The sequence below is a fragment of the Aquihabitans sp. McL0605 genome, from assembly GCF_049993875.1.
Taxonomy (GTDB): domain Bacteria; phylum Actinomycetota; class Acidimicrobiia; order Acidimicrobiales; family Iamiaceae; genus Aquihabitans.
The window spans coordinates 528,212-552,181 of the sequence record NZ_CP188252.1; the positions used below are offsets into that span (position 1 = coordinate 528,212).

A 23,970-nucleotide genomic window follows, 5' to 3' on the forward strand; every position below is an offset into this window, starting at 1 on the left:
GACCGCCGCCGCACCAGGCCGCGCCGGGACCTGGAAGCGGTCAGCGAGGGGCGAGGTCGCGGATCGCCTGGCGCTGATCGAGGCCGAACGGGAGGATCGCCAGCGCGGGTGTGGTGATGCCGTTGGCCTGGTAGCGACCGATGTGCTCGCGGCACGCCTCGGGCGAACCGTGGACGATCAGCGTGTCGACGAGGTCGTCGGGGATGTGCTCGAGCGCCGCCTTGCGGTCGCCGGCCGCCCAGGCGTCCCACATGGGCTGGAGCACCTCGCCGCGGCCCATCCAGCGGTGGAACTCGGCGTACACGGGGACCGTGAGGTAGGCGGCGATGAGGCGGCGGCCCCAGTCGCGCACCAGGGCGGCGTCGGTGGTGGGGGCCACGAAGATCCGGGCGACCACCTCCTTGTCGGCGCCGCCCTCGTGGACGAACGGGGTGACGGTGGGGACGTCGTCGGCGCCGAGCCAGTTCACGATGGCGCCGTCGCCCTCGGCCCCGGCCAGCCGCAGCATCCCCTGCCGCAGGGCGGCGATCAGGATCTTGGGCTGCTGCTGCGGCACGGCGGCGAGCTTGAACCCGTTGACCGAGAACGTGTCGTAGTCGGCCTTGACCTTCTCGCCGGTGAGCGCGGTGCGCAGGAACCGGACCATGTCGCGCGTCTTCTTGTACGGCTCGTCGAACGGGATGTCGTTCCACCGCTCGACGATCACGTTGGACGACGTCCCGATGCCGAAGGCGACGCGGCCCGGAGCGGCATCGGCCAGCGCACCCACGCACTGCGCCATGGTGGCCGGCCCGCGGGTGAACGCCGGGACGATGGCCGATCCGAGGCGCAGCGACGGCGCCCACACCGATGCCAGCGCCAGCGGGGTGAACCCGTCGGCACCGTCGGCCTCGCTCGACCACACGTCGGTGTACCCGAGGTCGGCCAGCTCGCGGATCCAGTCGCCCTGCTCGTGGAGCGGGACGCCCATGAAGGGGATGGTCATCCCGTAGCCCTGGTAGGTCATGTCGGCTCCTCGGTGGGGACAGCGTCGGCGGCAGCGGCGGCGGTGTGCTGGGCAGCCGCCTCGGTGCCGGGCACCTCACCCTGCCAGAAGCGGACGATGGTCGACTGGCTCGCCGTGGCCATGAGCGTGCCGTCCTGGGCGTAGAGCCGGACGGTGCCGTGGCCGAACCCGTTGGCGATGCCGTCGACCTGGATGTCGAGCAGCACCCACTCGGTGGGGACGATCTTGATGACGCGCAGGGTGTTGTCGAGCGAGTTGCCCCCGGCGAACGCCCCGAGCGACTGGCCGATGCCGAACGGCACGTAGTCGCCGAGGATGGCCAGCGCGGCGGCCGACGGCTCGAGCATGTCCGGGATGCGGGCCCACAGGGCCGAGCGGCCGCCGGGGGCCGGGCTCCCGAACAGGTCCTCCCACGCCTTGGCGCTGGCCAGGCGCAGGTCGATCCGGCTCATGATCGACTCCTCGCCCGGCACGCGGAGCGGGCGGGGATCGCAGTCGTCGGGGCCGGGCACGTCGAGCGGGGCGACGAAGGTCTTGTCGATGTCGAGGTCTCGCGATCCGAGCGCCGCGTTGACCGTGAAGATCTCGGTGTCGGCGACGTGGCCGACGGCGCGGGCCTGCGTGCTGTTGCGCCCCGACACGGCGATGGTCACGTCGACATCGACCACCGAGCCGGGCTTGGCGTACGACAGGTACTGGGCCGTGGCCCACACGAGCGGGCGACCGGTGGTGCCTTCGAGCGCAGCGATGGCCGCGGCCAGCCCGCAGCCTCCGAACAAGAAGCCGCCGCCCGTCGAGAGCCCCGGGGTGACCGGGAAGTGCCAGCGGTGCGGGTTGTGCGTGGGCTGGAGACCCAGGAAATGGCGTGCGTCCACGGGGAGCGACCCTAGCGAGCGATCCCCGGGCCCGATCCCAACGGGCCTCGGTAGGGTCGGCGCCATGGACCTCGGGATCAGTGGGAAGCGGGCCGCCGTGGCGGCATCGACGGCGGGCCTGGGGCTGGCCTCGGCGCAGGCGCTGGCCGGCGCCGGCGTGCGCGTGGCCATCTGCGGTCGCACCGCGGACCGGGTGGAAGCGGCGCTCGCCACCCTCCCGGCCGTCGACGGGGGCGACCACGTCGGGCTGGTGGCCGACGTCGGCACGGTCGACGGCGCCACCTCGTTCGTCGACCGGGCCCTCGACGGGCTCGGCGGCCTCGACATCCTGGTGCCCAACGCGGGCGGCCCGCCTCCCGGCAACTTCGCCTCCACCCCGATGGAGGCGTACCTCCCCGCCATCGAGCTGAACCTGCTCTCGACCGTGGCGATGTGCCAGGCCGCCGTGCCCGCCATGACGCCGCAGGGATGGGGCCGGATCACCGCCATCACGTCCCACAGCGTCCGCCAGCCCGTCGCCGGCCTGATCCTGTCCAACACCGCCCGGGCCGGGGTGACGGGCTTCTTGAAGACGCTGGCCGGCGAGATCGCCCGCCACGGCATCACCGTCAACAGCGTCCAGCCCGGCCTTCACGCCACCGACCGCCTGCTGTCGCTCCACGGTGGCGACGTCGAGGGCGCGGCCCGCACCGTCCCCACCCAGACCGTCGGGCGGCCCGAGGACTTCGGGGCGGTGGTGGCGTTCCTCTGCTCGGACCAGGCCCGGTTCATCAACGGGGCGGCCCTGGTCGTCGACGGCGGCGCCGCGCAGGGCCTCCAGTAGCGCAGGCCGCTCGGTAGGGTCGGCGCCATGACGATGCGCCACGTGGTCTGCTTCCGGTTCCAGCCCGACACCCCCACCGACCAGGTGGTGGCCATGGCCGAGGGGCTCCAGGAGCTCCCGGCGCTCATCCCCGAGATCGCCGACTACCGCCTCGGTCCCGACCTGGGCCTCAACGAGGCGTCGTGGGACTTCGCGGTGTGCGCCGACTTCGCCGACACCGAGGCCTACGTCACCTACCGCGACCATCCCGAGCACCAGGCCCGCATCCAGGCCCTGGTCCTGCCCATCGTCGCCGAGCGCGTGTCGGTCCAGTACCGCACCTGACCCGCGGCCTCGGGGCCCTGGTCCCGGCGTTCCGCAACCGATCCGGGAACATCGAACAGGTGTACGGCGTTGCACCTGGTGGAGGTCAACACCCGCAGGTCAGCGGCATGATCGCTTCGCTGTCAGACCCCCTGCGGAGAATGTCACCATGGCACGACAGCTCACCCTCATCCCCGCCAAGAAGGATTGGCAGCTGGACCGCAAGACCAAGGAGACCGGCCGGCGCGGCATCGCATCGGCACGGGCCGCACTTGCCGCCCACCGCCCCACCGACGCCGACCGCAAGACCGCGGCCTGATCCGAGCCCCAGGCACTTGACCGGCCGGTCAAGTTCGGGTCTACGCTGCTCCCATGTCTGAAGTCGTGATCGTCGAAGCCGTCCGCACGCCCGTCGGGAAGCGCAAGGGCGGCCTGTCCACCCTCCACCCCGCCGACACCCTGGCCGCGGTGCAGCGCGCGGCCATCGAGCGGGCGGGGATCGACCCGGCCGTCATCGAGCAGGTCGTCGCCGGCTGCGTCAGCCAGGTGGGCGAGCAGGCGTTCGACATCGGTCGCACCGCCTGGCTCTCGGCCGGCCTCCCGATGGGCGTGGCCGCCACCACGGTCGACACCCAGTGCGGGTCGTCGCAGCAGGCCACCGGCCTGGCCACCGCGCTGGTCGCCGGCGGCGTGGTCGACGTGGCGATGGCGTGCGGCGTCGAGTCCATGAGCCGGGTGCCCATCGGCTCCAACGCCAAGGGCGACTACGGCCGACCGATCCCCAAGTCGTACTTCGGGCAGTACGAGTTCACGTCCCAGTTCGAGGGCGCCGAGCGCATCGCCGACAAGTGGGGCATCACCCGAGACGACGCCGATGCGTTCGGCCTCCGCTCCCAGCAGCTCGCCGCCCAGGCCTGGGCCGAGGGCCGCTTCGAGACCCAGATCGTCCCGATCGAGGCGCCCGACGTCGACGACGAGGGCAAGCCCACCGGCACCACCCACACCGTCTCCCGAGACGAGGGCCTCCGCGAGACCACGCTCGAGAAGCTCCAGACGCTCAAGGCCGTCGCCCGTGAGGACGGCGTGCACACCGCCGGGTCCTCGTCGCAGATCTCCGACGGCGCCGCCGCCCTGGTCCTCATGACCCGGGAGAAGGCCGACGAGCTCGGCCTCAAGGCCCGCGCCCGGGTGGTCGACACCTGCCTCGTCGGCGTCGACCCGGTGCTGATGCTCACCGGCCCCATCGATGCCACCCAGCGCCTCCTCGGCCGCACCGGGCTCACCATCTCCGACATCGACACCTTCGAGATCAACGAGGCCTTCGCCTCCGTGGTCCTCGCCTGGGCCAAGGAGCTCGAGGTGCCCATGGAGAAGGTCAACCCCAACGGCGGGGCCATCGCCCTCGGCCACCCGCTCGGCGGCACCGGCGCCATCCTCCTCACCAAGGCCCTGCACGAGCTCGAGCGCACCGACGGCCGGTACGGCCTGGTGAGCATGTGCTGCGGCGGCGGCATCGGCACCGGCACCATCATCGAACGGCTCTAGCCAGCCCGCTCCCCTCGCGGCCCCGCGGCCGCCGATCTTCCATCGTCGATCGGATCCGCCATGTCGTCGCGCCTCCTCCAGCGCACCGCGCTCGCCCTGCTGGGCGCAGCCGTCGCCCTCAGCACCACCGCCTGCACCCACCCGGCCCGCGCCGGCACCGTCGCCATCCCCGGCGGCGGGAGGGGTGGGCGCGCCACGGTCACCCACGTCGTCGACGGCGACACGGTCGACCTCATGCTCGCCGGGGGCGGGCACGAGCGCGCCCGCCTCCTCGGGATCGACACGCCCGAGACGGTGAAGCCCAACACGCCGGTCCAGTGCTTCGGCCCCGAGGCCTCGGCGCGCACCAAGGACCTGCTGGCGCCGGGCACCGCCGTCCTCGTGCAGCGAGACCGCGAAGCGCGGGACCGCTACGGGCGCCTGCTCGTGTACCTGTGGCGGGCGGCCGATGGGCTCTTCGTGAACCGGTCGCTCGTGGCCGACGGCTACGCCCGCGTGCTGTCGATCGAGCCCAACACCGCCCACCGCGCCGACCTGGCCGCCACCTCGGCCGCCGCCCGGGCCGCGGGTCGGGGCCTGTGGTCGACGTGCCCGCCTCCGGGATGACCGGCGATAGCGTGCAGCCCGATGACCGAGCTCGCGGAACGCCTGGGGTACAGCGCCGAGGCCCGGTTGGTGATCATCAACGCCGACGGCCTCGGCCTCAGCCACGCGGCCAACGCCGGCACCTTCGAGGCACTGCGAGACGGGCTCGCCACCAGCGCGTCGATCATGGTCCCGGCGCCGTGGGCCCGGGAGGCCGCCTTCCAGTACCGGGGCGAGGACATCGGGGTCCACCTCACGCTGAACTCCGAGTACGACCGCTACCGCTGGGGCCCGATCACCCACGCGCCCTCCCTGCTCGACGGCGATGGCGGCTTCCCCCGCACGGTCGGCGACCTCTGGGACCACGCCGACCTCGACGAGTCGCGTCGCGAGCTGCGCTCGCAGATCGAGCGGGCCATCCTCTGGGGCTTCGACGTCACCCACCTCGACTCCCACCTCGGTGCCCTGCAGCTCCGACCGGAGTTCTTCGACATCTACCTCGATCTCGCCGTCGAGTTCTGCCTGCCGGTCCGCCTGTCCGATGCGTCCACCGAGCGGGCCATCGGGTTCCCGTTCCGCAACCTCGCCACCTCCGAGGGCGTGCTGTTCCCCGACCACTTCGTGCACGTGCCCACCGTCGGCAGCCGGCAGGCCATCGAGTCCGCCATCGCCGACCTGCCCGCCGGCGTCACCGAGCTCCACGTCCACCCCGCCATCGACACGCCCGAGCAGCGGGCGTTCGACAGCGCCTGGACCAACCGCGTCGACGACCACCACCTGATCTGCTTCGACACCAACCTGCCCGCGGCGCTCTCGCGCCACGGGATCGAACGGGTGGGCTACCGGGCGCTGCGCACCCTCCAGCAGACCGTCACGGCCTGAGCGTCGGTCGCTCAGTCGTTCCGTCGTTCCGGCGCTCAGGCCTCGACCGTGGCCGCCAGCGCCGCCCGCACCTGCTCGTAGCGCTCGGTGCCCGTGGCCGCGAGCACATCGAGCAGGCGACCGGTGCTGCCGGTCACCTTGGTCTGGCCGCGCATGAAGGCGGCGTTGGGGTCGAGCTCGCCCTGCACGATGGCCAAGGCGTTGGGATACGTGTCGGTGAACGTGACGTCGACCGCATCGTCGACGCCGGGCTCGTACGACACGGCGCCGTCGGCCACCTTGGCCGTGAAGCGCACCTCGCCGTCAGGCGCCCCCGACACGATCCGGCCGATCGAGAGCGTGGCGCCGGTGGTGGCGTAGGCCTCGGCGGCGGCATCGGAGGGGGCGGCGGCCCAGTCGGCGCTCAGGTAGGCCGCCATCAGGCGTCGACCCCTGCGCGCAGGCCGGCGAACAGGTCGTCCTCGGGCACGTCGCTGGGAACCCGGCTGAAGGCCAGCTCGAAGTCCTCGAAGGGGTAGGCGGCCTCGGCGACCTCGTCGGAGAGTCCGAACCAGAAGCGCTCCTCAGGGTCGATCTGGGTGGCGTGGGCCCGCAGCGCGGCGCTGCGGATCGGGTAGTAGCCGGTGATGTCGATCCGGGTGGTGATCTTGTGGTCCTGCGACGGACGGTCGAACCACTTCTGGTCGAACGGCGACTCGAGCTGGTTGTCGAGGAACGCCTGGTGGAGGGCGGTGAAGCGCGACCGCGCCCACGTGGAGTAGTAGAGCTTCGACGGCGTCCAGGCCGGACCGGCGTCGGGGTACTGCTCGGGATCGCCCGCCGCGTCCCAGGCGATGATCGAGATGTCGTGCACCCGGAGGTGGTCGGGGTGGGGGTAGCCGGTCTGCTCGTCGCCGTAGGTGAGGATGACCTGCGGACGCGCACGGCGGATGATGCGCACGAGGCGCTCGACCGCCTCCGCCTCGGGTGCGTTCGCGAAGGCGCGCGGGTCGGCGTTCTCGGGCGAGTCGGGCATGCCGGAGTCTCGGTACCCGAGCATGACCACCTCGGAGAACCCGATGGCCTCGGCCGAGCGGTCGAGCTCGGCCCGGCGCACGTCCGCCATGTTCTCGATGATCTCGGGGCGGTCCATCGCCGGGTTCAGGATCGATCCGGCCTCGCCGCCGGTGCAGCACACCAACGTGGCCTCGACCCCCTGGGCGACGTACTTGCCGACGGTGGCCGCACCCTTGGAGGCCTCGTCGTCGGGATGGGCGTGGATGCTCAGCAGGCGGAGTTCGGCGGTCACGGCGAGCAACGGTACCGGCAGGAGCGGCCACCTCGCGACGGTCAGCGGGCAGAAGCCGGGGAAAACCACGAACATCCCGCCGACGATCCGCGGGTGGAGCGGATGGCCGACGGGATGTTCTGGGTATGCCGACGAAGGGGCGGGACCACTCCCGCCGCATGTGTGGACGGGCCCGGTGGCGAGCGGGGAGGACGCTCGAGGCGTCGACTCCGAAGCGCATCCGCGGTCCGCGATGGGAACGGGTGGCAGTGCCGCCCTCGTCGGCCGGGGTGCCTGACGGCGTCAGCCCGGGGGCGAACGCTCCAGGTGGTCGGTGAGCTTCACGGTGTGTCCACACCTCCTCACGAACTGAGTGGCGACTGGTCTTCCGTGCTGCCGGACGTGCCGTCCGGACGCACTGCCACCTTCCCTCAGGAGCGGGGGCGCGTCAAGGGGAACGGCTGTTCCCCCGCTGGCCTGCGGAGCCGCCCGCGAGCGAGCGTCAGTCGGCGTCGTCGACGGGCTCGGGCGCCTCGTCGACGGGCTTGGGCGCCGGGTCGACGGTGGGGATCCCGGTGGCCTCGGCCGCCCTGCGGGCGGCGCGGCCGGCCCGCGAGTTGGGGTTGGGGCCTTCGACCTTGTTGGCCCGCATGCCGGCGTAGACGAGGAAGCCGACCGGGAAGATGTAGGGGATGCCGAGGAAGGTGACGCCCGCGGTGGACACCACCGCGCAGGCGATCCAGATGCCGCGCCGGCGGGGCGAGGTGATGAAGTAGGCGGCGATCGCCATGGCGATGACCGGCAGGAGCAGGACCGGGATCGTGAACGCCCCGAGGCGGTCGAACACCGACTCGGTGGTGGGCCCGCCCTTGACCTGGTCCTGCTTGGCGATCGGGACCGGCGACAAGATGGTGAGCACCGTGAGGATCACCACCAGCAGGAGGCCGGTCAGGACCTGGCGGCCGCCGGGCACCTGCATCCGCTTCGAGTACCAGTTGCCTTCGAGGGTGTCGAGGTCGACAGGCGTGTCGCCGGGCCGGGCCCGACGGGGCTCGCGGGCCGCCCCTTGGCCGCGCGGCGACAGGAACCCCTGCTTCTTGGTCTCGGTGGTGGTGGCCCCGGGAGCCGCCGATGCGTACTTGGCCTGGCGCGCCGACGCCGGCTCCGAGGCGGCCTTCGCCCGCGCTTCTCGCGCCTCGCGCTGGGCCCGGTTCTGCCGGGCGCGCTTCTGCTTGCTGGAGCTGCGATCGTTGGCCACCTGTAGAACCTACGGAACCGGACCCTTGTGGAGCCAAGCGGCCGAGGCTCAGGACGTGCTGCCAGGGCCTTCTCCGCCGTGCGACCGCGTCCACGCGTACATCGCGATCCCCGACGCCACGCCGGCGTTGAGCGACCGGGTCGACCCCTGCTGGGTGATCTCGCAGATCACCGTGCAGGCTGCGGCCATCTCCGCCGACAGGCCCGGGCCCTCTTGGCCGAAGACCAGGACCGCCCGCTCCGGCAGGGGCCGGGCATCGATCGGCACCGCGCCAGGGAGGTTGTCGATCCCCACCACGGTCAGCCCCGCATCGCGGGCCCACGAGACGAAGCCGTCGACCGTCTCGTGGTGGGTCACCGAGAGGTACCGGTCGGTGGCCATGGCGCCGCGCCGGTTCCAGCGCCGCTTGCCGATGATGTGGACCCCGGCCGCGTTGAAGGCGTTGGCGTTGCGGACCACCGTGCCGATGTTGAGATCGTGCTGCCAGTTCTCGACGGCGACGTGGAACGGCTGCCGGCGAGCGTCGAGGTCGGCGACGATGGCGGCCTCGGTCCAGTACCGGTAGCCGTCGACCACGTTGCGGCGATCGCCGTGGGCGAGCAGCTCCCGGTCGAGCCGCTCGTCGGTGGGCCACGGCTGGGGGTGCGGGCCCACCCCGACGGTGCCGGCCGCGGCCTCCTCGGCGTCGAAGCGGGCCAGCACCGCCGGCAGCTCGGCGAGGCTGGCGATGGTGGCGTCGGGCACCAGACCGCGGGGCACGGGTGCGCCGGTGCGGTTGAGCCACACCCCCCGGCACCCGGCTGCCTGCGGCGCGGCGACGTCGTTGCCCGGGTGGTCGCCGACGTAGACGAGCTCGCGGGGGTGGCACCCGGCGGCGGCTGCTGCCATGTGGAACAGGCGCGGGTCGGGCTTGCGCCGGCCGATGTCGTCGGCCGCGAGGCGGAAGTCGAAGACGCCGGGCAGGCCGCTGCGCTCGGCGTCGGTGTTGCCGTTGGTGACGAGGCCGAGCACGTGGTGCTGGGCCAGGTCGGCGAGCACCTCGCGGATCTCGTCGAACAGGAGGAGTCCGCCGTGGCGGTGGACGAAGTAGGTCTCGGCCATGCGCTCCACCAGGGCAGGGTCGTCGATGCCGAGGTCGGACAGGGCCAGGGCGAACGAACGCGGGCGGAGGCTGGCGATGTGGATGCCGGGCTTCGTGCTGGCCGCATGGTCGACGTAGAGGGCATCGAAGCGGTGCACCAGGTCATCCACCGTGAGGCCACGGGTGGCCGGGGGGCCGGTTGCGTGCGCGGCGTCGATGGCCAGCGCCAGGGCCTGGCGCATGGTGGTGGTGAAGTCCCAGAGGGTGTCGTCGGCATCGAAGGCCACGCAGCGCACCGGCATCGGCGCCACCGTAGGGGTCAGGGGCGGCGCCAGAGGACGCACGGGAGGATGAGCCCGGCGTCGGCGGCGCGGAGGCCCTCGGCCACGACAGCCATCGTCCAACCCGAGCGGAGGGCGTCGTCGAACACGAGACCGGGGCCGGCAGGCAGCGGCTGGCCATCGGTCCGGCCGAACGAGAACGCGTCGAGCACGTTGGCGGCCTGGGTGGCCGAGTTGTCCATCTGATCCTGCGGTGGCGCATCGCCGCGGATGCGGACCACCGCCTCCACCAGCTCCATCGATCCGATGTCGGCGATGCGGGCGGCGAGGCCGCCGACGAGCTGGGGCCGGGTGCGGGAGGGGACCCACGTGACCCAGGTGGGCCGCCGCCCCCACGGCCAGGCCTTGAGGGCAGCGGCGACGCCGCGCACGAGCTCGTCGGTGGGTGGGGCGTCGGGCGCGCCGAACAGCGGGGCGAGGTGCTCGGACCAGCCCGGGTCGGTGCCGAACGCCAGCGCCCTCCCCTCCTCGGCTCGCAGCTCCGGCTTGATGTTGCCCTTGCGGCCCTCGAACAGGCGCGGCCACTGCTTGCGCGGCTCGATGGCGACCTGCGCGCCGCGGAAGAAGGCGACCGCTCCCGCCACGTCGGCCGGGTCGAGCGCGACGTGCGGAGCCTGGCCGGTGCAGCGGTCGCAGCGACCGCAGTCGGCGGCGCCGGCATCATCGAGCTGCTCGCGGAGGAACCGGAGCCGGCACCCCTCGGTGCGCTGGTACGCCCGCATGGCCTCCTGCTCCGCGGCGCGCGAGGCGGCCAGCGCCCGGTACCGCTCCTCGTCGTGCTCCCACGGAAGGTCGGTCCGGACCCAATCGGAGCCCTGGCGGTCGACCACGCCGTCGACATCGAGGATCTTGAGCAGCGCTTCGAGGCGGCCGCGGCGGAGGTTGACCATCGATTCGAGCGTGGGGAGCGAGCAGGGCCCGTTCCGTTGGAGGACCGCGAGGACCTCGGCCACCGTGGAGCGGGGTGGCATGGACGTGCTGTCGAAGTACGCCCAGATCCGCTCCTCGGCGGTGGTGGGCAGCAGCACCACCTCGGCGCTGATCCGCCCGCGGCCGGCTCGGCCCACCTGCTGGTAGTAGGCGATGGGCGACGACGGCGATCCGAGGTGCACGACGTACGCGAGGTTGGGGTTGTCGTACCCCATGCCCAGCGCCGAGGTGGCCACCACGCACGAGACCGAGCCGTCGTCGAGCGAGGCCTCGATCCGCTCGCGCTCGGCCGCCGGGGTGGACCCGGTGTACGCCACCGCCCGCACGGCGTGATCGGCCAGGTAGGCCGCCACCCGCTCGGCCTCCGACACGGTGAGGCAGTAGACGAGCCCCGGACCTTGCCGCTCGGCGGCGAAGGCGGTGATCCACGCCAGCTGCTCGGCCGAGGTGTCGAGCCGCACCACGGAGAGGTGGAGGCTGGGCCGGTCGAGCGAGCCCCGGAACGTGACCGTGCTGGTGCCGATCTGGGCCGCGACATCGCCTTCGACGCGCTGGTTGGCCGTGGCCGTGGCCGCGAGCACGGGCACCTCGGCCCCGAGCCCGGCGAGGACGTCGGCGATGCGGCGGTAGTCGGGACGGAAGTCGTGGCCCCAGTCGGAGATGCAGTGCGCCTCGTCGATCACGAGCAGTCCGACCGCCGCCGCCAGCGACGGGAGCACGTCGGACCGGAAGCGCGGGTTGTTCAACCGCTCGGGCGAGATGAGCAGCACGTCGACCTGGTCGGCGGCGATCTGCTGCTCGATCTCGTGCCAGTCGTCGATGTTGGCGGAGTTGATGGTGGCGGCCCGGATGCCCGCCTTGCGAGCGGCGGCCACCTGGTTGCGCATCAGGGCGAGGAGCGGCGAGACGACCAGGGTGGGCCCCGCACCTCGTCGGCGCAGCAGCTGGGTGGCGATCCAGTAGACGGCCGACTTTCCCCATCCCGTGGCCTGGACGAGCAGCACCCGCTGGTGGTGGCTCACCAGGGCGTCGATGGCCGCCAGCTGATCCCCCCGCAGCTCGGCCCCGGGACCAGCCAGCTCCTCGAGCACCGCCTGGGCAGCAGCCGCGAGCTCCGGATCGACCTGCGGCGGGTCGGACACGGCGGGATCGGCGGTGGAGGACATGGCCTGCATCCTCCCACTCCCCTCTGACAACGAAGCCCGGTGCGCCGGTCCCGGCGCCCGGGCTCACGGCTCCAGGAGCTGGAGGTCGAGCTCGATCTTGATGACGTCGCCGAGCATGGCGCCGGGGATGGCCGGCATGAGGCCGAAGTCCTGGCGCCGGATCTGGGTGGTGGCCTCGAACCCGGCGTGACGGGGGCCGCCCGGGAACTCCTGGATGCCGCCCAGCTCCACGGCGAGGGTGACGGGGTTGGTGACCTCGCCGATCGTGAGGTCGCCCACCACCTCCCAGTCGTCGCCGGAGCCCGAGATCGAGGTGGAGCGGAAGGTGAGCGTGGGGCGGAGCGCCACGTCGACCATGTCGTCGGCCAGGACGTGGGCGTCGCGATCGGGGTGGCCGGTGCTCACCGAGGCCACCTGGATCACCGCGGTGACGCTGGTGGTGGCGAGCGTCTCGCCGATGACGACGTCGGCGGTGAAGGCGCCGAAGCGGCCGCGGACCTTGGAGACGCCGAGGTGGCGGATCGTGAAGCTCACGGCCGAGTGGGCCGGATCGAGCGCCCAGGTGCCGGGCTGGAGGGGAAGCGTGGTGGTGGGGGCGGTGCTGTTGGTGGTCATGGGAGCAGCGTGCGCCGCCCCCGCCCCCGCAAGAAGACCGGCTCGATCCTGGTAGCGGCAGGGCCAGGCTGATCCGCCGGGCGCGCTGGCACACTGGACCCGTGCCTGCCACCACGCCGTCGCCGTCGCCGACGCCGACGCTCGCCGACTTCCTGCGCACCCGGCGCGAGCAGCTGGCACCGGCCGACGTGGGCCTGCGAGCCACCGGGCGCCGCCGCACCCCCGGCCTCCGGCGCGAAGAGGTGGCCACCCTGGCCGGCGTCAGCATCGACTACCTGGTCCGCATCGAGCAGGGCCGCGACACCAACCCGTCGGCCTCGGTGCTCACCGCCCTGGCCGTGGCCCTCCAGCTCGATGAAGACCAGCGGATGCACCTGTTCCGGCTGGCGGCCCACGCCGGCCCCAACAGCGAGATGTGCCCGGCCGTGCCCCCGCTGGTCGACGACGTCGCCCCCACCGTGCACCTGCTGCTCGACCAGCTCGACCCCAGCCCTGCCTTCGTGGTCGACCCGCTCAACGATGTCGTCGCCTCGAACCGGGCCTGGCGCACGCTGGTGGAGCCGCTCGGCCTCGCCGACCACACCAACCTCGCCCACCACGTGTTCCTGCACCCCGACGCCCCGACGATCTACGCCGACTGGGACCAGGCCGCCGACTCGCAGGTGAGCACGCTCCACGCCGCCTCGCTGCGCTGGGGCGATCACCCCCGCTACGCCGCCGTGGTCGATCTGCTCACCCCGCTGCCCGCCTTCACGGACCGCATGGCCACCCACCCGGTGGCCGAGAAGCGGCGCGGCCCCAAGCGCCTCGTCCACCCCGGTGCCGGCGAGCTGCGCCTCGCGTTCGAGACCCTGGGCCTGGCCGATCACGAGCACCGCCTCATCGCCTGGCTGCCCGCCGACGACGCCACCGCCGGCGCGCTGCGCCACCTGGTGGCCGCCGAGCAGCCGATGAGCCCCGCCCAGCTCCGGGTGGTGGGCGAGCCCTGACGCCGCCTGACCCATCCGCCGCCGCGGCCGTCAGCGGAAGTCGCGCGACGGGATGGTGACGGTGAGCGGGAGCAGCGACAGGGTCTCGGCGATCACGTTGGTGACGCCCTCGGCCGTCTCCAACCGCCCCCGGATGAGCAGGGCCGGCGCCGTCTGCACCAGGCGGCGGTGGTGGACCCAGCACCCCTTCGACACGATGACGTTGACCAGCCCGGTCTCGTCCTCGAGGTTGAGGAACGTGGTGCCCGCGGCGGTGGCCGGCCGCTGGCGGTGGGTGACCACGCCGCCCACCAGCACCCGGCTGCCGTCGGGCCGGCCGGCCAGCTGGTCGGCCGGGACCACGCCGAGCCGCTCCAGCTCCTGGCGCAAGAAGCGCGTGGGGTGGCCGTCGGGCGCCATGCCGGTGGCCCACAGGTCGGCCACGGCGGTCTCCCGCGCGTCCATGCCCGGCAGCGCCGGGACCGCGGTGCCGGTGACGATCCCCGCCAGCTGGTCGGCCGACCCCTGCGCCACCGCGCCCGCCTCCCAGATGGCGGTGCGCCGCCCCGATCCCGGGCCCCGGGCCGCCTCCGGGTCGGCATCGAACGCCGCGAACGCACCGGCGGTGGCCAGCGCCTCGAGCTGCGGCAGCGACAGGTCGTTGCGGCGGGCCACGGCCTCCATGTCGGCGTAGGGCCGGCCCGCGGCGATCTGCTCGCCCAGGTCGTCGCCGATCCCCCGCACCGACGAGATGCCCAGCCGCAGCGCCACCCCACCGGCGCTCACCGAGGGCTCGCACGGCTCCAGGGTGGCGTCGGCCGCCGACGCCGCGATGCACGGCGTGCGCACCTCGACCCCGTGGCGGCGGGCGTCCTCCACCAGCGTGTGCGGCGAGTAGAAGCCCATCGGCTGGGCGTTGAGCAGACCCGCGCAGAACGCGGCCGGGTGGTGCAGCTTGAACCAGGCCGACGCGTAGACCAGGTAGGCGAAGCTCACCGAGTGGCTCTCGGGGAACCCGAAGTTCGCGAACGCCGCCAGCTTGGCGTAGATCTCGTCGGCCACCGCCCCGGTGATCCCCCGTTCGGCCATGCCCTCGTAGAGCCGGTGGCTCAGCCGCTCCATGCGCTCGACGGACCGCTTGGAGCCCATGGCCTGGCGGAGCTGGTCGGCCTCGCCCGGCGAGAACCCGGCCACGTCGATGGCCATCTGCATGAGCTGCTCCTGGAACAGCGGGATGCCCAGCGTCTTCTTCAGCGCCGGCTCGAGCAGCGGGTGCAGGTAGGTGACGGCCTCCTTGCCGTTGCGGCGGCGGATGTAGGGGTGGACCGATCCGCCCTGGATGGGTCCGGGTCGGATGAGCGCCACCTCCACCACGAGGTCGTAGAAGGTGCGGGGCCTGAGGCGGGGCAGGGTGGCCATCTGTGCCCGCGACTCCACCTGGAACACACCGATGGAGTCGGCCTTGCAGAGCATGTCGTAGACGGCATCCTCCTGCGGGATGGTGGCCAGGTCGATGGTGGGGTCGGCGTGGATCCGGGTGAGGTCGACCATGTGGTGCAGCGCGGTGAGCATGCCCAGGCCGAGCAGGTCGAACTTCACCAGGCCCACCGCGGCGCAGTCGTCCTTGTCCCACTGGAGCACGCTGCGGTCCTCCATGCGGGCCCACTCGACCGGGCACACCTCGATGACCGGCCGGTCGCACAGGACCATGCCGCCGGAGTGGATGCCGAGGTGCCGGGGGAAGTGCTCCACCTCGGCGGCCAGCTCCAGCACCTCCGGCGGGATCTCCTGGTCGGGCAGCTCGGCGGTCCCCTTGACGCCCTTCCACGGGTCGAGCTGCTTGGACCAGGCGTCCTGCTGGCCCGGGTCGGCCCCCAGCGCCTTGGCCATGTCCCGGACCGCGGACCGGGAGCGGTACGTGATGACGTTGGCCACCTGCGCCGCGTAGTGCCGGCCGTAGCGCTGGTACACGTACTGGATCACCTCTTCCCGGCGCCCGCTCTCGATGTCGAGGTCGATGTCGGGCGGGCCGTCGCGCTCGGGTGACAGGAACCGCTCGAACAGCAGGCCGAGGCGGACCGCATCGGCCTTGGTGATGCCCAGCGCCCAGCACGCGGCGCTGTTGGCCGCCGAGCCCCGCCCCTGGCAGTAGATGTCCTCCCGGCGGCAGAACTCGACGATGTCCCACACGATGAGGAAGTAGCCGGGGAACCCCAGGGCCTCGATCACCGCCAGCTCGTGGTCGATCTGCCGCCACGCCCGCTCGCTCAACGTCGCCGTCGACCCCGCCCCCGACCCCGCCCTCGGCCCGGAGCCCAACATTCTGTGATCGCCCGGTGGAACCCCTGGGTGATCACAGGAAGTTCGTGGGAGGGGGGCGGTGGATGTGGTGGTGGGGCGGGGGCCGTAGCGGTCTCGGCGGGAGGCGCCCTCCTCCACCAGGCGGCGGAGGAGGGCCATCTCGTCGAGCCCGTCGGGGCAGGGGTACGGCGGCAGGTCGGGCGCCACCAGGCGGAGGTCGAACGCGCAGCTGCGGCCCAGCTCGGCCGCGGCCGCCACCACCCCGGGGTAGCGGGCGAAGCGGCGAGCCTGCTCGAGGCCCGAGCGCAGGTGGGCCCCGGCTCCCCCGGGCAGCCAGCCGTCGATGTCGACCAGGCTGCGGCGGGCGCGCACCGCGGCCAGGGCGGTGGCCAGGCGGCGCTTGGCCGGCACCGCGTAGTGGACGTTGTTGGTGGCCACCAGGGGCACGCCTCGCCGCAGGGCCAGCTGGGCCAGCGCATCGTTGCGGACGGTGTCGAGCGGATCGCCGTGGTCCCACAGCTCCACGTGGACGTGCTCGGCGCCGAACAGCCCCACCATGCGGTCGAGCGCCCGCCCCGCGGCGGCGGGACCGTCTCGCTCGAGCGCCACGGCCAGGGGGCCCTTGCGGCAACCAGACAGCACCGCCCACTGGCCGCCCGCCAGCTCGGCCAGCTGCTCCAGGCCGATGCGGGGGGCGCCCTTCTGGCCTGCCAGCTGGGCGGTGGTGGCGGCCCGGGCCAGGCGGGCGTAGCCCTGGGGGTTGCGGGCCAGCACCACCAGGTGCTCGCCGGGCGGATCGGCCTCGCCGAGTGGGGGCTGGACCGGTCCGTCGAGCGTGAGCTCGGTGCCGAACACCGTGGGCAGCCCCACCGCCCGGGCCGCCTCGGCGAAGCGGACCACGCCGTAGAAGCCGTCGTGGTCGGTGACCGCCAGCGCCTCCAGCCCCAGCCGGGCTGCCTCCTCCGCCAGCTCCTCGGGGTGCGAGGCGCCGTCGAGGAAGCTGAAGTTGGTGTGGCAGTGCAGCTCGGCGTACGGCACCGAGCCGTGGCCGCCGCCCCAGGCGATGTCGGGCGGTGGCTGGTAGGGCGCCCGCTTGCGCGACCACGCCGGGCTGTCGCCGCCGTTCGCCCACTCCGGCGGAGGGAGGTCCCGGCCGTCCTTGCCCGTCAGCCGCCGCTCGAGCTCCGACCACGGCATGGAGGGGTTGTTGAAGGCCACCCCGCCACCTTCGCGCCGAACATGTGTTCGATCAACTCGACCCGCGCGAAACCGGGGTCAGCGGGCGTGGCGGCGGTGGGTGACGATGGCTCGGGCGGCGGCGACGGAGCCGGCCTCGGCGCCGTCGCGGACGGTGTCGGCCAGCTTGGCCAGCACCGTCTCCCACTCCCCCAGCACCTGATCGACCACCGCGGCGGGTGCCGGCGCCACCGATCCGTCGGACCCGTCGAGCCACCAGAGGTCTCGGGCGAGCAGGGCCAGCTGGTGCTCCACCTCGGTCCAGCGGGCGACGACCGCCGGCAGCCGATCGCTCTTGGCGACGGGGTACGACGTGCCCTCCACCAGGTCGTGGGGCTCGAGGCGGAACAGGCCCGCGAGCAGGGCGACGGTGCGCTCGCTCGGGGTGTTGAGGTCGGTCTCGAGGTGCGACACGGCCACCCGTGAGATGCCGAGGCGGTCGGCGAGCTGCTGCTGGGTCCACCCGCGATCGATCCGCAGCGCGGCGAGGCGCTGCCCCAGCGAGCCGGCGCCGGGCGGGCGGCCCGGCCACGTGGGTTCCCAGGTGTCCATGGAGGGACGGTCCTTCGACGACGTCGGATCCTGCCAACCCAGTTGACAGACGCAGCCGGGATGACCGGGCACGATCCTACGTATGACCAAGCGCGCGCTCATCACCGGCATCACGGGCCAGGACGGCTCCTACCTCGCAGAACTGCTCCTCTCGAAGGGCTACGAGGTGATCGGCATGGTCCGACGGTCCTCGACGGTGAACTTCGAGCGCATCGCCCACATCCAGGACAAGGTCACCTTCGTCCCCGGCGACCTGCTCGACGAGGTCTCGATGATCCACATCCTCCAGGAGCACCGCCCCGAGGAGGTGTACAACCTCGCCGCCCAGAGCTTCGTGCAGACCAGCTTCACGCAGCCCGTGCTCACCGGTGAGATCACCGGCCTGGGCGTGACCCGCATCCTCGACGCCATCCGCCTGGTCGACCCGGCCATCCGCTTCTACCAGGCCTCCTCCAGCGAGATGTTCGGCAAGGTCCAGGCCGTGCCCCAGGCCGAGGACACCCCGCTGTACCCCCGGTCGCCGTACGGCGTGGCCAAGGTCTACGGCCACTGGATGACCATCAACTACCGCGAGAGCTACGACCTCCACGCCAGCTCGGGCATCCTCTTCAACCACGAGTCGCCCCGCCGCGGCCTCGAGTTCGTGACTCGCAAGATCTCCAACACCGTCGCCAAGATCAAGCTCGGCATGGCCGATGAGCTGCGCCTCGGCAACCTCGACGCCCAGCGCGACTGGGGCTTCGCCGGCGACTACGTCGAGGCCATGTGGCTGATGCTCCAGCAGGACAGCCCCGACGACTACGTCGTGTCCACCGGCGAGACCCACGCCGTGCGCGAGTTCTGCGAGCTGGCCTTCGGCCGCGTCGACCTCGACTGGGAGCAGTACGTGAAGATCGACGAGAAGTTCTTCCGGCCCGCCGAGGTCGATCTGCTCGTCGGCACGCACGACAAGGCCCGCCAGCAGCTGGGCTGGGAGCCCACCACCCCGTTCCCCGACCTGGTCAACATGATGGTCGACGCCGACCTCGCCCTCCTCTCCGGCGACCTCGACGGCCTCTCCCACTCGCACTGACCTGACCTACCGGACCTGATCTGACCGCCTCGCACCGACCGAGGCGGCGAGCGGTCAGGCGGTCTGGAGGTCGCGGCGGGCGAAGGCGGCGGTGGCGACCGCACCGAGCGCCACGGCGACGGCGGTCACCGCCGCCAGGGTGGCGGGATCGACGTCCTCGGCGGGCGCGAGGGCCAGGTAGTGGAGGAGGGTGAAGCGGTCGAGCCAGGCGAGGCCGCTGACCATCGACGCCAACAGGTCGCCGATGAGCGACCAGCCCACCACCACGTAGACGGCGGTCGACGCGGCGCGAGGGGCCAGCGCCAGCACCACCGCACCCAGCCCGAGCGCCAGCAGCGCCGTCGGCACCACGTTGAGCCCGGCCACCACCAGGTCGCCCAGCCCGAGGTGGACGCCCTGCGAGGCGGCGCCGGCCCACGTCGCCAGGCCCGCGAGCAAGCCCGCCGCGACCACGCCGAGCGCGGCCAGGGCCAGGCGCTCGGCGAACCAGGTGGGCCGACGCGGGCGGCCAGCGAGCACCTGGACCAGGCGGCCCGACGTCTGCTCGTCGGCGGCGGCGCCGAGCTGGCCGGCCGGGATCAGGGCGACGACGGTGGCCACCAGGAGGAACGCCACCCCCAGGTACTGGTCGGCGAAGCTCCCGTGCACCCCGAACTTGTCGAGGGTGTCGCCCAGCGACGCCGGCACGGACGCCTCGGTCATCTTGGCGATGAACCCGAGCGACAGCCCGGTGGCCACCACGCCCAGCCCCCACGCCGCCAGGATTGGAACCTCCAGGCGAGCGGCCAGGCCCCACGTGGAGCCCAGCCCGAACGACCGGGGTGCGGCCACATCGGCCGACGAGATGACGCCGGCGCCCAGGTCTCGCCGCGACACCAGGACGAACGCCACCGAGACCAGCACCACCACCGCTGCCGTGGCGGGCAGCAGGGGCCACGGGTCGTTCTGGGTGAACGGCGCCATGCGCTCGGTCCACCCGAACGGCGTGGCCCAGCGGAGCCAGCGGGTGTCGGGGCTGGCGTCGGCCACCATGCGCAGCACCCAGGCGACGGCCAGGACCACCATGCCCAGGCCGTTGGCGGTGCGCCGGGTGCGGCCCAGCTGCGACGTGACCGCTCCCACCCCCACGAACACCGCGGCGGGCACCACGAGGCTCAGGCCGTAGAGCACGGTCTCGCCCACCCCGAAGCCCAGATCGGGGTCGAGGGCGGCCAGCAGCACGATCACGGTGGCCCCGGCGAACACCACGGCCACCGCGCCGAGCAGCGCCACCACGGTGGCCATCGTCGCCCGCCCCGGTCGGGTCCGGCCCGCCAGGAGCAGCTCCCAGCGGCCGGCATCCTCCTCGCCCCGCAGGAGCCGGTTGGCGGCGAGCAGGGCCCAGATGGCCCCGATGGTGGTCAGGAACGCGAAGCCCTTGTAGACGGTGTAGCCGCCCACGGTCCCGATGGTGGCCACCGGCCCGAGGAGCACCGACAGGCCCTGATCGGAGCTGGTGGTGGCCACCAGCTGCTGGCGCGAGGCCTCGGTGGGGAACGAGCCGACGTACGACAGCGCCGACGATGCGGCCGTCCCTCCGAACACGACCGCGCAGATGGCGGCACCCACGATGAGCTGACGGAAGCTGCGCCGGGTGATCGCCACCTCCGGGCCGCGTCCGACGGTCACGACCGAGCGCCCTCGGGATCGCCGGCGGCACGGACCACGGCCGGGTCGGCCTGACCGTCGGCACCGGCGGCACTCGCAGCCCCGCCGTAGTGCGACATGAACAGCTCCTCGAGCGACGGCTCACGGGTGGTCAGGTGCTGCACCCCGGCCGGGACGAGCAGGCCGAGCAGCGGCTCCATCGACCCGACCACCTGGCACTCGATGCTCTGCCCGTCGACATCGACGGCGGTCACCCCATCGAGCGCCTCCAGCGATGCGGCCGACGGTGGCGGTCCGCTGACCACGGCTCGGACGTGCATCGCCGCCAGGCCGCGGAGCACCTCGAGCTGGCCGGTCTCGATGATCCGTCCGCCTCGCAGCATGGCGACCCGATCGCACACCGCCTCGACCTCGCTGAGGATGTGCGACGACAGCAGGACCGTCTGGCCCCGCTGGCGCGCCTCTCGCACGCACTGCCGGAACACCTGCTCCATGAGCGGGTCGAGGCCGGTGGTGGGCTCGTCGAGCAGGAGCAGGTCGGCGCGGCAGGCGAAGGCCGCGATCAGGACCACCTTCTGGTGGTTGCCGTGGCTGTAGGCCCGCACCTTCTTGTCGACGATCAGCTCGAACCGGTCGATCAGCTCGTCTCGGTAGGCCTCGTCGACCGAGCCGTGGATGGACCCGAGGAACCGCAGGGTCTCCGCTCCGGTGAGCGACGGCCAGAGGCTGGCGACGCTGGGCACGTAGGCCATGCGGCCGTGGAGCTCGGTGGCGTCGCGCCAGACGTCGTGGCCGAAGACCTGCGCCGAGCCTGCCGTGGGCCGGATCGTCCCCAACAGCAGCGAGAGGGTGGTCGACTTCCCGGCCCCGTTGGGACCGAGGTAGCCGAACACCTCGCCGGGCTCGATCTCGAGGTCGAGGCCGTCGAGCGCCTTCGTGTGGCCGTAGTGCTTCGACAGGCCCTGGGTCTGCACCGCCTTGACCATGGTCACCTCCTCGTCGGAAGCGAACCTAGGCCCTGACCACGGCGTCCGTCGGCCATCACCCCTCGGCGGAGCGCGCCCGGAGCGCCGCCTGCAGGTGCTCCGTGCCCGCCCACCGACCGTCGGAGGGCACCAGCGCCTCGGCCGCCTCGCGGACCTGGCGCTTGGTGGTGGCGATCACGTCGGGGCGGCGTTCGAGCAGCGTTCCCACCAGCTCCTCGGTCGCCGCTGCGAGGTCGTGGCGCGGCACCACCCGGTTGACGAGGCCCCACGCGGCCGCTTCGTCGGCGGCGACCCGGCGGCACGAGAGCACCAGCTCGGTCGTGCGGGCCGGGCCGATCGAGCGCACGAGCAGGGGCACGCCGCTCCAGGCCAGCGGGATCCCCAGCTCGGCCTCGGGCAGGGAGAACCAGGCGTCGTCGGCAGCCAGCCGCAGGTCGCAGCTCATCACCAGGACGAACGCGCCGCCCACGCACGGGCCCTGGACGGCCGCGAGCGTGACGGCACCCATCGAGCCGATCGCGGCGGACATCGCCGCGCCCAGCTCGGGGGTGTGCCGCGACTGCGGTGACGGCGCCGCCAGCTCGTCCCGGTCGAACCCGGCCGAGAACGCCCGCCCGGCACCGGTCACGACCACCACGGAGGCCGGCGAGGCATCGAACCACGCGGCGGCGTCGACCAGCTCCTGCAGGGCGACCGAGCCGAGCGGGTTGAGGCGGTCGGGCTGATCGAGCGTGAGCCGGCCGAGGCCGCCGCGGAGCGACACCGCGAGGGTGGTGAAGTGCGGCGGGGACGGGTCGGTCATCCGGAGATCCTGCCCGAATCGGACGGCGGGCGGCCCCGGTAGGGTCCACCGCCATGGCTGACACGTTGATCACGGTCCTCGCTGGTGGCGTGGGCGCCGCTCGGATGCTGTCGGGGATCCTCCAGGTCACCGATCCCGCCACGGTGACCGCCATCGTGAACGTGGGAGACGACCTGGAGCTCCACGGGCTGCGCATCAGCCCCGACCTCGACACCATCACCTACACGCTCGCCGGCGAGATCAACCCCGAGACCGGCTGGGGCCTGCGCGACGAGAGCTGGCAGGCGATGGCCACGGTCGAGCGCTACGGCGGCGTGTCGTGGTTCGGGCTCGGCGACCGGGACCTGGGCACCCACCTGTACCGCACGCAGCGCCTGGCCGAAGGGGCCACGCTCACCGAGGTCACCGCCGAGATCACCGATGCGTGGCACCTGGGGCTGCGGCTCCTGCCCGTCACCGACGACCGCCTCCGCACGATGGTCACCCTGGCCGGCGACGGCGACGACGCCGGTCTCGAGGTGAGCTTCCAGGAGTACTTCGTGCAGCGCCAGCACGGCGTGCCCGTGGCGTCGGTCCGCTTCGACGGCGCTGAGGCCAGCGCTCCGGGCCCGGAGGTGATCGAGGCGCTCATCGATGCCGACACCGTGGTCATCGCCCCGTCCAACCCGATCGTGTCGATCGACCCGGTCCTCGCCGTCCCCGGGATCCGCCAGGCCCTGATCTCCCGCCGGGCCGACACCGTGGCCATCTCCCCCATCGTCGCCGGCGCGGCCCTCAAGGGCCCCGCCGACCGCCTCCTCAGCGAGCTCGGCCACGAGGCCACCGTGCTCGGGGTCGCCCGGCTCTACGCCCCGCTCGCCGCCACGCTCGTCATCGACGAGGCCGATGCCGCCCTGGCCGGGCAGGTCGAGGCGCTGGGCATCCGGCCGGTGGTGGCCGAGAGCGTCATGCGCACCCCCGAGATCGCCGCGGCCCTGGCCCGCACCGTCCTGAGCAGCGCCGGCGCATGAGCAGCGAGCTGCGGGTCTTCGGCGTCACGGGCATCGGCGAGATCCACCCCCGCGACGACCTGGCCGGCATCATCGCCGCGGCGGTCGCCGACCACCACGGCGGGCTCCAGGACGGCGATGTGGTCGTCGTGACCCAGAAGATCGTGTCCAAGGCCGAGGGCCAGCTCGTGGCCGTCGACCCCGACGATCCGCTCAGCCACAAGGCGCTCGTCGAGGAGGAGACCGTCCGCGTGCTGCGCCGCCGGGGCGACCTGGTGATCTCCGAGACCAAGCACGGCTTCGTGTGCGCCAACGCCGGGATCGACCTCAGCAACGTCGAGCTGGGGTTCGCGGCCCTCCTGCCCGAGGACAGCGACCGCTCGGCCCGCCGCATCCGCGACGGCATCAGGGCCCGCGCCGGCGTGGAGGTGGCCGTGATCGTCAGCGACACGTTCGGGCGCACGTGGCGCAAGGGCCTCACCGACGTCGCCATCGGCTGTGCGGGCATCGGGGCCATCGTCGACCACCGCGGCACCACCGACACGCAGGGCCGCGAGCTCCAGGTCACCGAGGTGGCCGTCGTCGACGAGCTGGCGGGCACGGCCGACCTGGTGCTCGGCAAGAGCACGGGGCTCCCGGTCGCCATCATCCGAGGGGTCGACCGCACCTGGCTGCGCACCGGCAGCGTGCACGACGAGATCGTCCGAGACCCCGCCGAGGACCTCTTCCGCTAGCGCGCC

The 23,970-nt window shown here is 72.9% G+C and carries 23 protein-coding genes and 1 pseudogene; 10 read left to right on the plus strand and 14 right to left on the minus strand.

The genetic code is table 11. The features are described from left to right. Positions 1 to 40: 40 nt before the first annotated feature. Positions 41 to 1,006: an LLM class F420-dependent oxidoreductase gene (locus tag ACPPVX_RS02425; protein ID WP_426573292.1), complete on the minus strand. Its 966-nt coding sequence runs from the start codon at positions 1,004 to 1,006 to the stop codon at positions 41 to 43. Then, positions 1,003 to 1,881 (minus strand): acyl-CoA thioesterase, encoded by an 879-nt coding sequence (locus ACPPVX_RS02430; RefSeq protein WP_426573293.1) that lies wholly within the window; start codon positions 1,879 to 1,881, stop codon positions 1,003 to 1,005. The genes ACPPVX_RS02425 and ACPPVX_RS02430 overlap by 4 nt, the downstream gene beginning before the upstream one ends. Before the next feature lie 64 nt (positions 1,882 to 1,945). Between ACPPVX_RS02430 and ACPPVX_RS02435 the strand changes: the two genes are divergently transcribed. The 6 genes from ACPPVX_RS02435 to ACPPVX_RS02460 all read left to right on the plus strand — a co-directional run bounded on the left by ACPPVX_RS02435 (position 1,946) and on the right by ACPPVX_RS02460 (position 6,019). Next, positions 1,946 to 2,704 carry an SDR family oxidoreductase gene (locus ACPPVX_RS02435; RefSeq protein ID WP_426573294.1) on the plus strand — a complete coding sequence of 253 codons (759 nt, stop codon included), beginning with the start codon at positions 1,946 to 1,948 and terminating at the stop codon, positions 2,702 to 2,704. A 27-nt stretch (positions 2,705 to 2,731) separates the two neighbouring features. Next, complete coding sequence (locus tag ACPPVX_RS02440; protein WP_426573295.1) at positions 2,732 to 3,028, plus strand: Dabb family protein; 297 nt, start codon at positions 2,732 to 2,734, stop codon at positions 3,026 to 3,028. Positions 3,029 to 3,176: 148 nt separating this feature from the next. Further along, complete coding sequence (locus ACPPVX_RS02445) at positions 3,177 to 3,326, plus strand: hypothetical protein (RefSeq protein ID WP_426573296.1); 150 nt, start codon at positions 3,177 to 3,179, stop codon at positions 3,324 to 3,326. 53 nt (positions 3,327 to 3,379) lie between these two features. After that, positions 3,380 to 4,552: a steroid 3-ketoacyl-CoA thiolase gene (locus tag ACPPVX_RS02450; protein WP_426573297.1), complete on the plus strand. Its 1,173-nt coding sequence runs from the start codon at positions 3,380 to 3,382 to the stop codon at positions 4,550 to 4,552. A 60-nt stretch (positions 4,553 to 4,612) separates the two neighbouring features. Beyond that, the gene (locus ACPPVX_RS02455) at positions 4,613 to 5,158 is read left to right on the plus strand and encodes a thermonuclease family protein (RefSeq protein WP_426573298.1); all 546 of its coding nucleotides are present in this window, start codon (positions 4,613 to 4,615) and stop codon (positions 5,156 to 5,158) included. 21 nt (positions 5,159 to 5,179) lie between these two features. Next, entirely contained in the window at positions 5,180 to 6,019 is an 840-nt protein-coding gene (locus tag ACPPVX_RS02460) for a polysaccharide deacetylase family protein (RefSeq protein WP_426573299.1), read from the plus strand. Between the two features lie 35 nt (positions 6,020 to 6,054). Here the strand turns inward: ACPPVX_RS02460 and ACPPVX_RS02465 are convergent, their stop codons facing one another. The 7 genes and pseudogenes from ACPPVX_RS02465 to ACPPVX_RS02495 form a co-directional block, all read right to left on the minus strand. Further along, the gene (locus tag ACPPVX_RS02465) at positions 6,055 to 6,438 is read right to left on the minus strand and encodes an SCP2 sterol-binding domain-containing protein (RefSeq protein ID WP_426573300.1); all 384 of its coding nucleotides are present in this window, start codon (positions 6,436 to 6,438) and stop codon (positions 6,055 to 6,057) included. Further along, positions 6,438 to 7,307, minus strand: a complete 870-nt coding sequence (gene mca / locus ACPPVX_RS02470) for a mycothiol conjugate amidase Mca (protein WP_426573301.1) — start codon at positions 7,305 to 7,307, stop codon at positions 6,438 to 6,440. The genes ACPPVX_RS02465 and mca overlap by 1 nt, the downstream gene beginning before the upstream one ends. 481 nt (positions 7,308 to 7,788) lie before the next feature. Continuing rightward, positions 7,789 to 8,544, minus strand: coding sequence for a hypothetical protein (locus ACPPVX_RS02475; RefSeq protein WP_426573302.1), 756 nt, complete (start codon positions 8,542 to 8,544; stop codon positions 7,789 to 7,791). Positions 8,545 to 8,592: 48 nt separating this feature from the next. After that, on the minus strand, positions 8,593 to 9,255 hold the full coding sequence (locus tag ACPPVX_RS02480) for a TrmH family RNA methyltransferase (RefSeq protein WP_426574980.1): 663 nt from the start codon (positions 9,253 to 9,255) through the stop codon (positions 8,593 to 8,595). A 78-nt stretch (positions 9,256 to 9,333) separates the two neighbouring features. Beyond that, a pseudogene (locus ACPPVX_RS02485) lies at positions 9,334 to 9,927 on the minus strand (HAD family hydrolase); the annotation flags it as partial. 17 nt (positions 9,928 to 9,944) lie between these two features. Further along, complete coding sequence (locus tag ACPPVX_RS02490) at positions 9,945 to 12,062, minus strand: RecQ family ATP-dependent DNA helicase (RefSeq protein ID WP_426573303.1); 2,118 nt, start codon at positions 12,060 to 12,062, stop codon at positions 9,945 to 9,947. A gap of 63 nt (positions 12,063 to 12,125) precedes the next feature. Further along, a complete protein-coding gene (locus tag ACPPVX_RS02495; protein ID WP_426573304.1) occupies positions 12,126 to 12,677 on the minus strand; it encodes a YceI family protein in 552 nt (183 codons plus the stop codon). Between the two features lie 101 nt (positions 12,678 to 12,778). Here ACPPVX_RS02495 and ACPPVX_RS02500 point away from each other — a divergent pair, with 101 nt between their 5' ends. After that, on the plus strand, positions 12,779 to 13,666 hold the full coding sequence (locus tag ACPPVX_RS02500) for a helix-turn-helix domain-containing protein (RefSeq protein WP_426573305.1): 888 nt from the start codon (positions 12,779 to 12,781) through the stop codon (positions 13,664 to 13,666). A gap of 30 nt (positions 13,667 to 13,696) precedes the next feature. Here the strand turns inward: ACPPVX_RS02500 and ACPPVX_RS02505 are convergent, their stop codons facing one another. Together ACPPVX_RS02505 and ACPPVX_RS02510 are read right to left on the minus strand one after the other, a co-directional pair. Beyond that, positions 13,697 to 17,164, minus strand: coding sequence for an error-prone DNA polymerase (locus ACPPVX_RS02505; RefSeq protein ID WP_426573306.1), 3,468 nt, complete (start codon positions 17,162 to 17,164; stop codon positions 13,697 to 13,699). Positions 17,165 to 17,221: 57 nt separating this feature from the next. Next, complete coding sequence (locus ACPPVX_RS02510) at positions 17,222 to 17,734, minus strand: helix-turn-helix domain-containing protein (protein ID WP_426573307.1); 513 nt, start codon at positions 17,732 to 17,734, stop codon at positions 17,222 to 17,224. An 82-nt stretch (positions 17,735 to 17,816) separates the two neighbouring features. Here ACPPVX_RS02510 and gmd point away from each other — a divergent pair, with 82 nt between their 5' ends. Continuing rightward, positions 17,817 to 18,806: a GDP-mannose 4,6-dehydratase gene (gmd, locus tag ACPPVX_RS02515; protein WP_426573308.1), complete on the plus strand. Its 990-nt coding sequence runs from the start codon at positions 17,817 to 17,819 to the stop codon at positions 18,804 to 18,806. Between the two features lie 54 nt (positions 18,807 to 18,860). On the opposite strand, the gene ACPPVX_RS02520 is transcribed toward gmd, so the two are convergent. From ACPPVX_RS02520 to ACPPVX_RS02530, 3 genes are read right to left on the minus strand one after another with little or no spacing between them, the layout of a single operon-like run. Then, the gene (locus ACPPVX_RS02520) at positions 18,861 to 20,474 is read right to left on the minus strand and encodes a hypothetical protein (RefSeq protein ID WP_426573309.1); all 1,614 of its coding nucleotides are present in this window, start codon (positions 20,472 to 20,474) and stop codon (positions 18,861 to 18,863) included. Continuing rightward, positions 20,471 to 21,439: an ATP-binding cassette domain-containing protein gene (locus tag ACPPVX_RS02525; RefSeq protein ID WP_426573310.1), complete on the minus strand. Its 969-nt coding sequence runs from the start codon at positions 21,437 to 21,439 to the stop codon at positions 20,471 to 20,473. The genes ACPPVX_RS02520 and ACPPVX_RS02525 overlap by 4 nt, the downstream gene beginning before the upstream one ends. Before the next feature lie 55 nt (positions 21,440 to 21,494). Beyond that, on the minus strand, positions 21,495 to 22,241 hold the full coding sequence (locus tag ACPPVX_RS02530) for an enoyl-CoA hydratase/isomerase family protein (protein ID WP_426573311.1): 747 nt from the start codon (positions 22,239 to 22,241) through the stop codon (positions 21,495 to 21,497). 53 nt (positions 22,242 to 22,294) lie between these two features. Between ACPPVX_RS02530 and cofD the strand changes: the two genes are divergently transcribed. Continuing rightward, complete coding sequence (gene cofD, locus ACPPVX_RS02535) at positions 22,295 to 23,251, plus strand: 2-phospho-L-lactate transferase (RefSeq protein ID WP_426573312.1); 957 nt, start codon at positions 22,295 to 22,297, stop codon at positions 23,249 to 23,251. Then, positions 23,248 to 23,964: a coenzyme F420-0:L-glutamate ligase gene (cofE, locus tag ACPPVX_RS02540; protein ID WP_426573313.1), complete on the plus strand. Its 717-nt coding sequence runs from the start codon at positions 23,248 to 23,250 to the stop codon at positions 23,962 to 23,964. The genes cofD and cofE overlap by 4 nt, the downstream gene beginning before the upstream one ends. The last annotated feature ends 6 nt before the right edge of the window (positions 23,965 to 23,970 follow it).

Coding starts and splice junctions, on each gene's coding strand:
- ACPPVX_RS02425 (WP_426573292.1), bottom strand. CDS start 1,006: ATGACCTACCAGGGCTACGGGATGACCATCCCCTTCATGGGCGTCCCG.
- ACPPVX_RS02435 (WP_426573294.1), top strand. CDS start 1,946: ATGGACCTCGGGATCAGTGGGAAGCGGGCCGCCGTGGCGGCATCGACG.
- ACPPVX_RS02440 (WP_426573295.1), top strand. CDS start 2,732: ATGACGATGCGCCACGTGGTCTGCTTCCGGTTCCAGCCCGACACCCCC.
- ACPPVX_RS02445 (WP_426573296.1), top strand. CDS start 3,177: ATGGCACGACAGCTCACCCTCATCCCCGCCAAGAAGGATTGGCAGCTG.
- ACPPVX_RS02450 (WP_426573297.1), top strand. CDS start 3,380: ATGTCTGAAGTCGTGATCGTCGAAGCCGTCCGCACGCCCGTCGGGAAG.
- ACPPVX_RS02455 (WP_426573298.1), top strand. CDS start 4,613: ATGTCGTCGCGCCTCCTCCAGCGCACCGCGCTCGCCCTGCTGGGCGCA.
- ACPPVX_RS02460 (WP_426573299.1), top strand. CDS start 5,180: ATGACCGAGCTCGCGGAACGCCTGGGGTACAGCGCCGAGGCCCGGTTG.
- ACPPVX_RS02465 (WP_426573300.1), bottom strand. CDS start 6,438: ATGGCGGCCTACCTGAGCGCCGACTGGGCCGCCGCCCCCTCCGATGCC.
- ACPPVX_RS02490 (WP_426573303.1), bottom strand. CDS start 12,062: ATGTCCTCCACCGCCGATCCCGCCGTGTCCGACCCGCCGCAGGTCGAT.
- ACPPVX_RS02495 (WP_426573304.1), bottom strand. CDS start 12,677: ATGACCACCAACAGCACCGCCCCCACCACCACGCTTCCCCTCCAGCCC.
- ACPPVX_RS02510 (WP_426573307.1), bottom strand. CDS start 17,734: ATGGACACCTGGGAACCCACGTGGCCGGGCCGCCCGCCCGGCGCCGGC.
- gmd (WP_426573308.1), top strand. CDS start 17,817: ATGACCAAGCGCGCGCTCATCACCGGCATCACGGGCCAGGACGGCTCC.
- ACPPVX_RS02525 (WP_426573310.1), bottom strand. CDS start 21,439: ATGGTCAAGGCGGTGCAGACCCAGGGCCTGTCGAAGCACTACGGCCAC.
- ACPPVX_RS02530 (WP_426573311.1), bottom strand. CDS start 22,241: ATGACCGACCCGTCCCCGCCGCACTTCACCACCCTCGCGGTGTCGCTC.
- cofD (WP_426573312.1), top strand. CDS start 22,295: ATGGCTGACACGTTGATCACGGTCCTCGCTGGTGGCGTGGGCGCCGCT.
- cofE (WP_426573313.1), top strand. CDS start 23,248: ATGAGCAGCGAGCTGCGGGTCTTCGGCGTCACGGGCATCGGCGAGATC.